The sequence below is a fragment of the Mangrovimonas sp. YM274 genome (genome assembly GCF_030908385.1).
In the GTDB taxonomy this organism is placed as follows: domain Bacteria; phylum Bacteroidota; class Bacteroidia; order Flavobacteriales; family Flavobacteriaceae; genus Mangrovimonas_A.
Genome location: NZ_CP133091.1, coordinates 147776 through 162093, shown reverse-complemented (window position 1 = coordinate 162093; position 14318 = coordinate 147776). Strand labels below are relative to the sequence as shown.

Genomic DNA, 14318 nt, shown 5'->3' with positions numbered 1-14318 from the left:
CTGAAAAGGAAACACGAAGATTATTGATGGTATCCAGTTTTTTTAGCAAAGCAAAACCCATACATTTTGTGGTGGTAAGTACAGCCTTGTGTATTGCTTTTGTGATAACAAAACTGTTCATGGTTCACGAGCCTTTTGGAGTATGGGATGTCCTCAAGCAAGTGCTTCTTTTTGGAGTGTGTTTGTTCTCCATTTTTATATTCGATTTTTTATCGGGCAAAAATGATTTGACTAAGAAGAACAGTTTTAAAATCTTGTTTTTTACCCTGTTTTTCATGATGTTGCCAGAAACTTTTTTGAATTCAAAAATCCTTTTGGCAAATTTGTTTATTCTTTTGGCCATGAGACGAATTATAAGTCTGCGTTCCAAAAAGGATGTTAAAAAGAAATTGTTTGATGGCGCCTTTTGGATTAGCTTGGCTACATTGGTGTATTTCTGGTCTTCTCTTTTTTACATTTTGATTTTTGCAGCTTTGTTTCTGTATTCCATTGCAGATTTAAGGGATTGGATCATACCTTTGGTCGCTGTTATCACAGTAGCTATGATAACCACAAGTGTTTTGGTACTGTTCAACATTGATTTGCTTAGCTATGTAGCAGACATGGATATGTCTATAAGTTTTGATTTTTCAAGTTTGAATTCGAAGCATATTATTGTGGCTGCTACCATGATGTTGTCTTGTTTTGTTTGGGGGTCGGTGTATTATCTTAAGAATATTGTTACCAAAGCCAAAAGCTATAAATCGGCTTATATTTTGGTTTTTATTGCTACGATTATTGCTTTGACAATTCTGGTAATTGCACCAAAGAAAACAGGAGCTGAATTTATTTTCTTGTTTGCACCCTTGTCCATTATCCTTTCCAATTATATGGATGTAATAACCGAAAAATGGTTCAAGGAAGTATTTGTGTGGGTTTTAATATTGACCCCTGTAGTAGGTTTAATTCTGTAATTTTTGTCCAAAAGCTAAGTCCCCAGCATCGCCTAATCCAGGTACAATATAGCCATGACTGTTTAATTGGTAATCAATAGCAGCGATCCATAAATGTGTGTTTTCAGAAAAATGTTCAGAGACATAGTGGACCCCTTCTTTGGCGCCAATAACACTTACCAAATGTACTTCTTTAGGAGTTCCAAAAGGTTTTAGGGCTTCATAAGTGGCTACCATGGATTGTCCTGTTGCCAACATGGGGTCGGCCAAAATTAAGGTTTTATTATTTAGGTCTGGGCAGGCCAAGTATTCCACAACAATTTCAAAGCTTTCAGGGTTGTCCTTGTGGTGCCTATAGGCAGAAATAAAAGCGTTCTCTGCCTGGTCGAAATAGTTTAAAAGGCCATTGTGCAAAGGAACGCCAGCGCGAAGGACAGAGCATAAAACAATGTCGTTACTCAAAAGGTTGTTTTTTGAATTACCTAATGGGGTTGTAATGGTTTTTGATTCATAGTGCAGAACCTTACTCAATTCATATCCCAAAATTTCCCCAGTACGTTCAATATTGCGTCTAAACCGCATTTGGTCCTTTTGAATGTCTACATTCCTCATTTCGGCAATAAAACTATTCAAAATGGAATTCTCTTTTGAAAAATCGTGGATTTGCATAAGGTGTCTTTATAAGCTGTTTCTTTTTTATAATCAGTTGGTTACTGTGACTTCAAAATGTTCCGTTGTAATGTAAAAATAAGCGTTTTTACGAAATATTCTGCTTGTAGAATTTTCTAGGGGATTTGAGATGCAGATATTTTTAACAGATTTAGGTTAATTAAGTGTATAAAATTGCCTTAATTTGCACCTCATTTAAAATTAATCTAAATAAGAATAAGTGTTTTTGATATGAAACATCTGCTGTATGTCATGTCGATTGTTTGTATGTTGTTGACAACAACTGCTTGGGCTCAAATTTCGCAAACAGCAAATTTATCTGGTCAAGTGACTGCTGATGACGGAGAGCCTCTTGTAGGGGTAAGTGTGGTTGTATTGCAGACCGGGATTGGTACTTATACAGATGCGGACGGATTTTATAAGTTACCCAATATCCCTGCGGGGACACACAAAGTTCAATTTAGTTATGTTGGGTTTTCAACACAAACCGTAGTTGTAGAGTTACAGTCAGGTGAAGAGTTGACAAAGGTGATTGTATTAACGGAAGATGTGACGCAAATCGATGAGGTTACAGTTAAGGGCTTATCTAAAGTTCAAAAAGTAAAACAAGAGCCTTATAGCGTTAAGGCAATTTCAGCTAAAACATATTATAACCTTTCAACTGATGTGCAAAGTATCCTAGGTCGAGTAGAAGGGGTGAATATCCGCGAGGAAGGTGGTTTAGGATCGGACTCTCAATTTTCTTTGTTCGGTTTTTCGGGAAATCAAATTAAATTTTTTATCGATGGTATTCCTATGGATAATTATGGATCGTCCTTAGGTTTAAATACCATTCCTGTGACTTCTATTGAAAGGATAGAAGTGTACAATGGCGTTGTTCCAGTGTATTTGGGAACAGATGCTTTGGGTGGTGCCGTAAATATTATCACCAAACAGAATAGTAATTTCTTGGATGCTGCCTATACTTTTGGTTCCTTCAATACCCACCGCGCCGATGTAAACGGAGCCTATACCAATAGTGAAACCGGATTTACGGTACGTGGAAATTTCAATTTTAATTATTCCGATAATGATTATGAGGTTTTAGCAGATATAACCGATGTAAACGGGAATATAGAAGATGAGCGCTGGGTAAAGCGTTTTCATGATACTTATAAATCGGGAGCCGCAAAAGTGGAAGTTGGAGTTGTAGACAAGAGTTATGCCGATCAGTTGTTAATTGGAATTACGGCTGCCAAAGATGAGAATGATGTGCAAACGGGCGCAACGATGGAAACCGTTTACGGAGGTATAGAGCAAAATAGTGAATCGGTAATTTCTACTTTAAAATATAGAAAGTCCGGATTGTTTGCAGAGCCTTTGGACGCTAGCTTTTATGCGGCCTATAATGCTACCCGAACCCATAATTTAGATACCTTAACTGGAGTGCGTTACAATTGGTTGGGCACTCCTGTTTATACAGGAACCACGGAAGGTGAGCAGGGAGATAGAAACGATGAGACTTTAACCGATAACGAATTCAATACCCAGTTAAATCTAGGGTATCAAATAAGCGAATCTCATACGGTAGCTTTTAACCATGCTCTCCAGTATTTTCATCGTGAAATAGATGATGTATTAAATCCCGATAAACCTGAAAATCAGTTTCCAAAGTCTTATTATAAAAATAACCTGGGGGTTTCTTACACTTTTAGTCCAAACAAAAAATGGAATGCCACGCTGTTTGGAAAAGGGTATTTTTTAAATGTTGAAACCAGTAAACAATATGATTTTGGAACCCCTAACGTAAGAATAGATTCTTATAAAAATTCGAAAAGTGCTTTTGGATATGGTTTGGCAACAACCTATTTTTTATTGGAGAACCTTCAGTTAAAAGCTTCTTATGAGCACACTTACAGAATGCCTGCTCCAGAAGAAATATTTGGGGACAACCTGTTTGTAACGGCTAATCCAGAGTTGGGGCCTGAGCAAAGTGACAATTTTAATTTTAATGCGAAGTGGGATTTTGAACCTGCAGAAAACCATAATGTGCAGTTGGAAGGTAGTTTTATTTATAGAAATGCTTCCGATTTAATTTATCAGAGAGTTACAGTAGCGAATCCACAAACCAGTTTTGCAAATTTAGCGGAGGTGAGAACCCTTGGTTATGCCGGAACGCTCAATTATAAATTTAAAGATTGGTTGCGATTTGGGGGAAATATTACCTATCAAGATATCACGGATCAGGCAGATTTTGTCTATAACGATTATGCCGGCCAGCAGACCAATTTCCAGAAAGGCTTCCGTATTCCTAACACGCCTTATTTGTTTGGTAATGTAAATGCTGGGGTCGATTTTAAGGATGTTGTAGTAAAGCAATCGCATTTAAGTGTCAATTATTTTTTCAACTACATCAACGAATACTTTTTAAGTTGGGCGGAATATGGATCGGAGGATTCCAAGAAAATTATTCCTGAGCAGTCTTCACACGACTTGGCCGTTAGCTATAGCCTCAAAGATGGCAAATACAATGTCTCCTTGGAATGTAAGAATATCACTGATCAAATGCTGTTTGACCAATATAAATTACAAAAACCGGGGCGGGCATTCTATTTTAAATTCAGATACGCTTTATAAACACAGAACAATAATTAAATACGTTATACTATGAAAATATCAAGAAAAATTTCAGCATGGAGTTTAGGACTTATGGCAGCAGTGTCTATGATGTCTTGTAGCTCGGACGATGATAGTAACGATTCAGGTAGTTCGGTAGCCGAAAAACCATTCGCCTTATCATTAGCCATACAAGGAAGTGAAGGTGGGTTTACCTATTACACGGTGCCTTTTGAAAATGTTATGGAAGGCACACTTTCGGCTACAGGGCAAGGTATAGAGCAACCAGGATATTACGATTTTACTAAAGTAGATAATACCATTTACAGTATTGGTGGATTAGATGATACCGATGTATCAGCAATTACCCAAAATGCAGATCAAACGCTTTCTACAGAAGGGAATGTGTCTTTAAATGAAAGCATCTTGGATTTGGTGAAGGCAGATGATGAGACGTTGATTTCGGTGTCTCTACCTTCTACAGTTGGAGGTGTGGTTACCTTCCGTTTGTTTGATGCGAACACTGTGAGTATTACCGAAACGGTAGAATTGCCATCCAGCGATTTACATTCGGCAACAGATGCTGTCCCTGCATATTCAGGATTACGCGTAGTGGGTAGCCACGTATTTTTGAGCTACTATATGAGTAACCCAACAACTTGGGTAACAGATTATACCGAACAAGCACAGGTTGCAGTATATTCTTATCCGGAATTGGAATTCATTAAAGTAATTACAGACGACCGTGTTGGGCCAATTGGTGGATTTAACATTAAGTCTGGTCTAGAAGTGGACGAAGCTGGAAATATTTATGCTATTTCTCACTCTAACCCTGCAAATGGGTATAGTCAATCAACGAAGCCTTCTGGAATTTTAAAAATTAACGCTGGAGAAACTGAATTCGACCAGGCGTATTTCTTCGATGTTGACGCGGCTACAGGTGGATCAAATATTTCGCATTTAAGATATATTGGTAACGGAAGGGCTTTTGTAGAAGTAAATACAGCAGCTAGAAGTGAGCAAGGTACTTGGTCTGATAGTCCGTTACGTTCGGCTGTTGCTGATTTAAATAACTTCACGGTAAATTATATAGATGGTGTGCCGGTACATAATGGCGATGGTCGTCGTTTAGCGGCGTTGTACAGCGATGGTTATGTGTATTTATGTATTCCTGAAGAAGGTAGCATCCATGTGTACAGAATGGATACAACCAACTATACATCTACCAAAGGTGCTCAAATTCAGGCTAATTTCGTAGCAGGATTCTTCAAATTTTAAATTTCAAAATATACCGGCTTTTGTACCAAATGTGCAAAGCCGGTTTCTTTTTTTAGAGGCTAATGAGTAAAAAGCGTAAAAACCCAAGTAAATTAAGACAATTAAATAACTGGCTTCACCTATGGTTGGGATTAATTTCTGGTATTGTGGTGTTTATTGTGAGTATTACGGGATGTTTTTATGCCTTTCAGCAGGAGATTAAAGACAGCTTGGAGCCTTGGCGCTTTGTGGAGGTTCAAAACAAACCCTATGTAGCCCCTAGTCAATTGCTGGATACTGCAGCCGTTTATATGCCTAATGCTAAACCCACTGGATTAACTTATGCTAATGTAGATGGCGCAGCAGCTGTTGGGTTTGGAGGAATGGAAAACGGAAAGCGTACTTTTTCAGTTGTTTTTATGAATCCGTATACAGGAGAATTTTTAAAGAAACAACAGCCTATAGGAAGTGGCCAATTTGACTTCTTTCGTTTTATAATAGATGGGCATAGAGCACTTTGGTTGCCCTACGAGGTTGGAAGGCCCATCGTTGGAGTGTCTACCCTTGTGTTTTTATTGCTACTTATAACCGGATTGGTGATGTGGTGGCCTAAAAACTGGAAGAAAAGTAATCGTGATAAAAGTTTTAAGATAAAATGGAAGGCTAAATTTAAACGCCTTAATTACGATTTACATAATGTTTTAGGCTTTTATGCATTGTTATTTGCATTGATTTTGGGAATTACAGGGTTGGTTTGGAGCTTTCAATGGTTTGATAAAGCGGTGTATTTTATTGCTTCTGGCGGGGACATAAAAGAAATGGGACATCACCATCCGCATTCCAATTTAGAAAATAAAACCTTGGCTTGGAACGATAGTCTCTCACCTTTGGATAAGGCTTGGTATAAAACCCTTGAAATTGATGAGCAGGTAAAGGGGATGTACATGACGCCAATTTTGGAAGATGAAGATGACCCTATAGAAATTACTGTCTATCACCAAGAAGGATCTTGGTACGACCATAACGAATATTTTTACGACAGATATACTTTAGAACCTTTAGAACAAGAAGGAAGTAAATTCTCGGAAGCGTCTTTTGCAGATCAGTTATTCATGATGAATTACGACATCCATATTGGTTCTGTTTTCGGATTGGCCGGAAAGGTATTTGCATTCCTCATCAGTTTTATTTGCGCCAGTTTACCAGTGACCGGATTTTTGGTCTGGTGGCATAAAAAGAAGAAAACATCAAAAAAAAATAGTATTTATAAAGGCTCTTGAAATTAAACCAAGGGCCTTCTTTTTTAAATTAGGTTTGCTATAGTACTTTGACGAATGCTTGTTGAAAGCAAAGGGATATCTTTGTGTAGGAATTTCTGCAGGTGGTTTCAAATCGAATTCTCTTAAAATTGCGTAACTTTGTGCCCTAAATTTAAGATCATGTTTACAAGCAAAGCCAATAAAATTTTTCAGGAAGTAATTGAAAAATATCACGTTATAAATACAGTTGATCAACCGTTTAGTAATCCTTATGATCAGGAAACTAACTTGATTGAACATTTGTTGTACAGAAAATGTTGGATTGATACTGTTCAGTGGCATTACGAGGACATTATTCGTGATCCACAAATTGATCCGGTGGCAGCTTTGACATTGAAGCGTCAAATTGATGCTTCCAACCAAGACAGAACGGATATGGTAGAATACATCGATAGCTATTTTTTGGAGCAATACAAGGATGTGACGCCTAAAGCAGATGCGACTATTAATACCGAAAGCCCAGCTTGGGGAGTTGACCGTTTGTCTATTTTGGCCCTTAAGATCTATCATATGAACGAGGAGGCCACCAGAACAGATGCTACCGAAGCACATAGAGAGGCTTGCCAAAAGAAATTGGACATTTTATTGGAGCAACGTGTTGATCTTTCTACCGCTATCGATACCTTATTGGAAGATATTTCCAAAGGCGATAAGTACATGAAAGTTTACAAGCAAATGAAGATGTACAACGACGATGAGTTAAACCCTGTGTTGCGTTCGCAAAAATAGGAACTCATTACATTTCGTTTGTAAGCATAGATGAAGTCTAAAAAAGCACCCAAACATATTTTGGTCATCCGTCTTTCAGCCATGGGAGATGTGGCGATGACGGTTCCTGTGATAAGAGCCTTTGTACAGCAATATCCCGATGTAAAACTTACCGTACTTACACGAGGTTTTTTTGCCTCTTTTTTTAGGGATATTGAACATGTTGAGGTGTTTCCTGTGGATGTTAAAGGCAGGCACAAGGGAATTTTTGGGCTGTATAGATTGTCTAGGGAATTAAAGCAATTGGACATAGATGCTGTGGCCGATTTGCACAATGTCCTCCGTTCCAAAATTCTAAAATTTTTCCTTTTGGGAACACCAACCAAGCAATTGGATAAAGGACGAGCTGAAAAGAAAGCTTTGGTAAACGGGGATATATTTCAGCAATTAAAAACCACCCATGAACGCTATGCTGATGTGTTTAGAAACATGGGATTTCCTTTAGAGCTTTCCAGTGCACAATTTCCGTCAAGAACACCTTTAAATTCCAAAGTTTTGGAACTCTTGGGTACAGACACCCAAAAATGGATTGGTATTGCGCCTTTCGCGGCACATAAAGGAAAAATGTATCCATTGGACTTGATGGAAGAGGTGATTCAATCCTTGTCAAAAGATTATAAGGTGATACTATTTGGAGGTGGAGCTTCTGAAATAGAGCAGTTGCAACGTATCGAAGATGCTCATGAAAATGTGGTAAGTATTGCTGGAAAGTTTACGTTGGAAGAAGAATTGGATGTGGTTTCCAATTTGGATGCAATGGTTTCTATGGATTCTGGGAATGGGCATATGGCGGCTATGTTGGGAGTGAAAACAATTAGCATTTGGGGAGTGACGCATCCTTATGCTGGTTTTGCACCCTTCAACCAACCTGAAGACTATTTGTTGTTGGCAGACCGATCGAAATTTCCTTTAATCCCAACATCTGTTTATGGGAACAAATATCCAGAAGATTATGAAGAGGCGGCAGGAAGTATTGCGCCTCAAGAAGTGATACATAAAATAAAAGCGGTTACTTAGTAACCGCTTTTATTTTTTAAATATCGTCGTAATCGACTTTTATGGTAGGAGAGGTTGGTTGTGCCTGGCATGTCAATATCAAGCCTTCAGCAACCTCATTATCTGTTAAAATATTATTTTGGCGCATAGTGGCTTCCCCTTCGGTGATACGGGCCAAACAGCTACTGCAAATCCCTCCTTGGCAGGAATAAGGGGCGTCGACATCTTCATCTAAAGCAGCTTCCAAAATGGTTTGTTTTTGAGACATCTCAAAAGTGGTTTCTTCCTCGTCTACCGTAATGGTAATTTGTGTTCTGCCACTGGCAACTCCGGTGTCAATGATTTCTGCTGGTTTTGCAGCTTTGAAAAGCTCAAAGTGGATTCTATCAGCCTCAATATCATGACTTGTAAGTACATCTTTTACGGTGTGGATCATGCCTTCTGGCCCACATAAATAGTAAGCATCTACTTCTACGTGTTTGTATTTGTTTTTCATCACGTAGTTTACGGTGCTCTTTTCAATACGTCCAAAAATAGCATCGTCCTCATCGGCTTGACTGAATACAAACTGAACAGACAAGCGCTTGCTGTATTCATGCTGGAGTGCTAATAATTCCTCAAGGAACATGGTGTCTTGGGTAGTCTTGTTACCGTAAACCAAGATAATTTCACTGTGTATTTCTTCTTCCAAAGCACATTTTACAATGCTCATTATTGGTGTAATCCCGCTTCCTGCGGCGAACATGGCAATGTTTTTGGTCTTTTTGTCATTTGGTTCAAATACAAAACGTCCCTTTGGAGGGGCAACGTCCAAAACATCCCCAGCCTTTAATTCTTTATTGGCGTAAGAAGAAAACGTACCGTCTTCAACTTCTTTAACGGCTACTTTAAGTTCGCCACTTTTTGGAGACGAACAGATGGAATAGTCTCGTCGTATTTCATTTCCGTCAATGGTGGTTTTTAGGGTGATGTATTGCCCCGCTTGAAAGGTGTATTCGGCTTTTAGTTCTTCAGGAACAATAAAACTGATGGCTACAGAAGCGTCTGTGACGCGCTGCACCTCTTTTATAGTGAGTTTATGAAATTGAGACATGAAATTTATTTTTTACAAAAATAGTGAAGCCGCTACACTTTAAAATGTAATTCAACAAAAAATATATACCTATAAAACTTATGCATAAGAATTTTATGTATATATTTGAAACGTTATGAGCAATTCAAAATTATATAAAGGCAGTTTGACAACTATCATTTTAAAGCTATTGAGTGAAAATGATAAGATGTATGGTTACGAAATCACTCAGAAGGTAAAAGAGTTGACCAATGGCGAACTTAAAATTACCGAAGGAGCTTTGTATCCGTCGCTTCATAAGTTGGAAGCCGATGGTTTGCTGGATGTGGAGGTGACAAAAGTGGACAACCGCATGCGGAAATACTATAAGCTTACGGAGTCGGGCACCAAGGAAACAGCTAATAAATTATCGGAATTGGAAAACTACATCAAAACCATGCAGGCTTTGGTGAATCCTAAATTTAGTTTGGAGTAATGGAAGTGCTATCTAAAGAAGAGATTCAGTTTATAGATACCTATCTTAAAAACTCCGATGTGCGCTTTGCAGATATTCGTATGGAAATGGTGGACCATGTCGCTTCTGAAGTGGAGTCGAGAATGGCTGAAAAGGGAAATGATTTTTACGATACGTTTAAATGGTATATGGCCGAAAATAAAGCTAGCTTGTTAAAACAGAACCGAAACTATTTGATGGAATCGGAGAAAAAGCTGTTGAAACAATTATTGAGGAACCTTTATTCCGGTCAAGGTTTGTTGCTTGTAATTTTGGTTTTGGGACTGGTAGGGATTCTTTTTGAATTTATGAGTTCCAAGTATGTTCTAATGTTTCCCGTGTCGATATGCATATTGGCTATGACAGCCTATTTTGGTTTAACTAGAAAGACGCGTCTTCGATTCTCTTCGTTGGAACGCATAGGTTTTTACCTAATAATTTTCCCTCAATATATTGGTATTGCGCTCAATCATTTTGTTGACGGGCCTTTGGGAGGTTATTCTTATATATTCGTTGTGCTAAGTGTTTTGATTCCAGTTTTATTACTTCAATTAGGGTTTCAGAACTTCCAGTTTTACAAAAACAAATACCAGGCAATTTCATGAAACCGGCCTTATCAATAGAAGAAATACAATTTATAGACACCTATTTAAAGAATTCTGATGTGCGTTTTGCCGACATCCGGATGGAAATGGTGGACCATGTGGCTTCAGAAATAGAGGTGAGAATGTCTGAAGATGGGATTGATTTTTACAACGCTTTTAAATGGTATATGGCCGAAAATAAAATGAGTTTGCTAAAGGAGAGTAAACGATATTATCGAAGTGGTGATAAAAAATTGTTGAAGCAACTTGCGAAAAACATTTGTTCTTGGCAAGGGGTGTTGGTTGTTTTGGGGAGTTACTTTTTAGTTAAAATAATGTGGGTGTTCAGTGGTTCAAATTATCTAAGACATTTTCCCATTTTCTTGACAGTGTCTTTGCCATTATTGTATTTGATAGATTATAAGGTTTATAAACGTCGCTATTCTTATTTGGAAAGAATTGGTTTATATATCGTAATTTACTATCAAATTGCAAATCCATTTTTTCTTTCTTTTTCTAGGTGTTTAGCTTGTGAAGGTGATATGGCAATATTTAAGATTTCCCTGGGAGTTGCGGTTCCTTTCTTGTTGCTTCAATTGGGCTTCCAGAATTATCAGTTTTATAAAAAGAAATACGAAACAATTTCATGAAACCAATCATTACAGAAGATAGAATCCAAGAGCTTTATGCATTTACGCGGCAACATTTTGTGGTGCACTACGACATACAAACGGAGTTGGTAGATCATTTGGCCAATGGCATTGAGGCGCAGTGGGAAGAACATCCCCAAAGAACATTTGAAGATGCTTTGCACATAGAGTTTAAGAAGTTTGGAGTCTTCGGTTTTCAGGATGTGGTAGAACAGCGGACCAAGGCACTAATGAAATATTATTGGAAAGAAGTATGGCAGCTTTTTAAGCAGTATTTTAGGTTGCCCAAAATCATCATGACGATTGCTTTGGTGCTGATGCTCCAAATGCTGTTAAGGTTTTCTGCCTTTAGCAATATTATTGTTTTTGGCTTGGTTTGTTTAATGTTTTTATTGCCTGCAGTTCAGATGTGCCGATTTAGGTTACAGGTTAAAAAGCGTTCCAAAATAAGTGGAAAACAGTACTTGTTGGAGGATATTATTACTGGTCTAGGAACCGGAGGAATTATGTTTCAAATACCCTTACAGTTTTTGATTAATTTTAATAATCACAGTGAATTAAATGTTGATAATCCATGGGTGCTTTGGATTGTCTCTTCGTTTTTGGTGTTTTATGGTTTGGTAACCTATTTGGTAGCGTTTTATATTCCTAAGAATTTGGAAGAAAACATGAAAAAAATGTACCCGGAATATACTCTAGTGTAACATTTTAGATATATTGGTTACTAATGAAATGCTAACCCAAACAAAAGATGCTAAAACAGTTTGTCTCCCTAGAAATTAAAGCTTTTTTCAGATCGGCGAGTTTTGGAAAAGGAATGGTGCTTAAAATATTCATGCTGCTTTTGGCATTGTGGATGATTTTTGGTCTTTTAGTCACAGGCTTGGCATTATACCCTGGCTTAAAACAAATGTTTCCAGATCAGGATCCATTTGTTGTTGTGAACAATGTTGTGTTTTATTGGTTTTTAATGGATCTGTTTATTCGGTTCTTTTTTCAAAAGTTGCCAGTAATGGCTGTTAAGCCTTTATTGTTGTTGCCTGTTAAGCGGCGTCAAGTAGTCAATTATGTGTTGGGGAAATCGGCGCTGTCGTTTTTCAATTTTCTGCATTTGTTTATTGTGGTGCCTTTTGGGTTTATGTTGGTTAGAAGTGGGCATGGCTTGGGGGCGGTAATTGTTTGGGGTTTTGCTTTATTGCTTTTGACCCTGATCGTAAATTTTTTAAACTTCATCATAGAAAGTCTTTCCTCAAAAACGGAATTGTCCTATCTCCCAATATTGGTGCTGGTAGGGGGCTTGTTTGCGCTTAATTATTTCAACATTGTTTCTATAGACGAAGTTGTAGCTTCCTTTTTAAGGGCGGTGAGCTCTAATCCCCTTTGGTTGGTAGTGCCGTTGTTGATTTTGGCTTTGGTATATGCTTATAATTTCAGGTTGTTAAAGGAGCAGTTGTATTTAGATCATTCTTTAAAAACCAAAGTGCAGCAGGTGGAGGCTTCAACAATGGCTTGGACCAGACATTTTGGAGATACCGCGCCCTTCATTCAAATGGATTTAAAATTGATTTGGAGAAATAAACGTCCACGCTCGTCGGTATTCATTTTGGTAATTGGTTTATTATACGGTTTGTTTTTCTATCCCAATCCAACCTACGCCAATATGCCTTGGTTTTATGCCTTTATCGGAATTTTTGTTACCGGAATCTTTCTTATCAATTTTGGGCAGTTCATCCCGGCATGGGATAGCGGTTATTACAAAATGCTCATGGCTCAAAATATTAAATATGAACAATATTTGAGGTCTAAGTATGTGTTGATGACAGCCAGCGTAATTGTGCTGTTTGTATTGAGTATTCCATACGTATATTTTGGGTGGAAGATTCTGTTGGCGCATTTTGCAGCGGCTGTGTATAATATTGGAATCAACACACATGTTATTTTGTTTGGGGGCTCTTTCAACCGGAAGAAAATTGATTTAAACCAGCGGGCGGCTTTTAATTATCAGGGAACGGGAGCGGTACAGTGGATTATTGGTATTCCGCTTATGCTGTTGCCCTTGGCAATTTTTGGCTTGTTCTATGCTGTGGCTAATTTTCAAATAGCCTGCGCCGTGTTAATAGTATTGGGGTTAACGGGGATTGTGTTTCACCAGAAATTAATGAGCCTGATTACAGAAAAATATTTAGAGTCGAAATATAAAATGATTGACGCCTTTAGTCAAGACAGTTAATATAAAGGATTATGATTCAAACATCGCAACTTACAAAACGTTACGGCGACAAAACCGTATTGAATATTGATAGTCTGAATATTTCCAAAGGCCAGAGTTTTGGTTTGGTGGGAAATAATGGGGCTGGTAAAACCACCTATTTTAGTCTGTTGTTGGATTTAATACAGCCAACCACGGGTTATATTAAGAATAGCAATATTAGGGTGAGTCAAAGCGAAGATTGGAAGCCTTTCACGTCTGCCTTTATTGATGAAAGTTTCTTGATTGGGTATTTAACACCAGAGGAGTATTTCTATTTTGTGGGAGATTTGCGAGGACAAAACAAAGCCGATGTGGATACTTTTGTCAAGCAGTTTGAGGATTTTTTCCATGACGAAATTTTAAATCAGAAGAAGTACCTCAGGGATTTAAGTAAAGGAAATCAAAAGAAGGTGGGGATTGTGGCTGCCTTAATTGGTAACCCTAAAGTGGTAATTTTGGATGAGCCCTTTGCTAATTTGGATCCTACTACGCAAATTCGGTTAAAAGGAATTATAAAAGATCTTGCCGAAACCAGAGATGTCACGGTGCTTATTTCCAGTCATGACCTTATGCATGTTACCGATGTGTGCGAACGTATTGTGGTGCTGGAAAAAGGAGAAGTGATCAAGGACATGGCCACCAACACTGCAACCCTTAAGGAATTGGAAGGATATTTTGCAGGTTCGGCCACCTTGTAGGGAAAGTTTGGACTTTCAGTAGTTGAGGTCAGAT

At 38.1% G+C, this 14318-nt stretch carries 14 protein-coding genes; 12 read left to right on the top strand and 2 right to left on the bottom strand.

The annotated features are described in order from the left end of the window. Positions 1–26 precede the first annotated feature (26 nt). Entirely contained in the window at positions 27–953 is a 927-nt protein-coding gene (locus tag RBH95_RS00775) for a DUF6427 family protein (protein WP_307900835.1), read from the top strand. On the opposite strand, the gene upp is transcribed toward RBH95_RS00775, so the two are convergent. Beyond that, a complete protein-coding gene (gene upp, locus RBH95_RS00770) occupies positions 942–1601 on the bottom strand; it encodes a uracil phosphoribosyltransferase (RefSeq protein ID WP_307900834.1) in 660 nt (219 codons plus the stop codon). The two genes, RBH95_RS00775 and upp, sit on opposite strands and share 12 nt — an antisense overlap. 231 nt (positions 1602–1832) lie before the next feature. Here upp and RBH95_RS00765 point away from each other — a divergent pair, with 231 nt between their 5' ends. The 5 genes from RBH95_RS00765 (at position 1833) to RBH95_RS00745 (ending at position 8557) form a co-directional block, all read left to right on the top strand. Beyond that, positions 1833–4217, top strand: coding sequence for a TonB-dependent receptor (locus RBH95_RS00765; RefSeq protein WP_307900833.1), 2385 nt, complete (start codon positions 1833–1835; stop codon positions 4215–4217). Between the two features lie 30 nt (positions 4218–4247). Then, a complete protein-coding gene (locus tag RBH95_RS00760; protein WP_307900832.1) occupies positions 4248–5474 on the top strand; it encodes a DUF4374 domain-containing protein in 1227 nt (408 codons plus the stop codon). Positions 5475–5536: 62 nt separating this feature from the next. Next, the gene (locus RBH95_RS00755; protein ID WP_307900831.1) at positions 5537–6733 is read left to right on the top strand and encodes a PepSY domain-containing protein; all 1197 of its coding nucleotides are present in this window, start codon (positions 5537–5539) and stop codon (positions 6731–6733) included. 159 nt (positions 6734–6892) lie between these two features. Further along, a complete protein-coding gene (locus tag RBH95_RS00750; RefSeq protein WP_307900830.1) occupies positions 6893–7501 on the top strand; it encodes a DUF4254 domain-containing protein in 609 nt (202 codons plus the stop codon). 30 nt (positions 7502–7531) lie between these two features. Then, positions 7532–8557: a glycosyltransferase family 9 protein gene (locus RBH95_RS00745; protein WP_307900829.1), complete on the top strand. Its 1026-nt coding sequence runs from the start codon at positions 7532–7534 to the stop codon at positions 8555–8557. A 16-nt stretch (positions 8558–8573) separates the two neighbouring features. On the opposite strand, the gene RBH95_RS00740 is transcribed toward RBH95_RS00745, so the two are convergent. Continuing rightward, entirely contained in the window at positions 8574–9629 is a 1056-nt protein-coding gene (locus tag RBH95_RS00740) for a ferredoxin--NADP reductase (RefSeq protein ID WP_307900828.1), read from the bottom strand. A gap of 115 nt (positions 9630–9744) precedes the next feature. Here RBH95_RS00740 and RBH95_RS00735 point away from each other — a divergent pair, with 115 nt between their 5' ends. The 6 genes from RBH95_RS00735 to RBH95_RS00710 are packed head-to-tail and all read left to right on the top strand — an operon-like array spanning position 9745 to position 14284. Then, entirely contained in the window at positions 9745–10083 is a 339-nt protein-coding gene (locus tag RBH95_RS00735; RefSeq protein WP_307900827.1) for a PadR family transcriptional regulator, read from the top strand. Beyond that, positions 10083–10706, top strand: a complete 624-nt coding sequence (locus RBH95_RS00730; protein WP_307900826.1) for a hypothetical protein — start codon at positions 10083–10085, stop codon at positions 10704–10706. The genes RBH95_RS00735 and RBH95_RS00730 overlap by 1 nt, the downstream gene beginning before the upstream one ends. Then, positions 10703–11335 (top strand): hypothetical protein, encoded by a 633-nt coding sequence (locus RBH95_RS00725; RefSeq protein ID WP_307900825.1) that lies wholly within the window; start codon positions 10703–10705, stop codon positions 11333–11335. The genes RBH95_RS00730 and RBH95_RS00725 overlap by 4 nt, the downstream gene beginning before the upstream one ends. Further along, positions 11332–12039, top strand: a complete 708-nt coding sequence (locus RBH95_RS00720; RefSeq protein ID WP_307900824.1) for a hypothetical protein — start codon at positions 11332–11334, stop codon at positions 12037–12039. The genes RBH95_RS00725 and RBH95_RS00720 overlap by 4 nt, the downstream gene beginning before the upstream one ends. A 47-nt stretch (positions 12040–12086) precedes the next feature. Next, positions 12087–13565 (top strand): DUF5687 family protein, encoded by a 1479-nt coding sequence (locus tag RBH95_RS00715; protein WP_307900823.1) that lies wholly within the window; start codon positions 12087–12089, stop codon positions 13563–13565. Between the two features lie 11 nt (positions 13566–13576). Then, a complete protein-coding gene (locus tag RBH95_RS00710) occupies positions 13577–14284 on the top strand; it encodes an ABC transporter ATP-binding protein (protein ID WP_307900822.1) in 708 nt (235 codons plus the stop codon). The last annotated feature ends 34 nt before the right edge of the window (positions 14285–14318 follow it).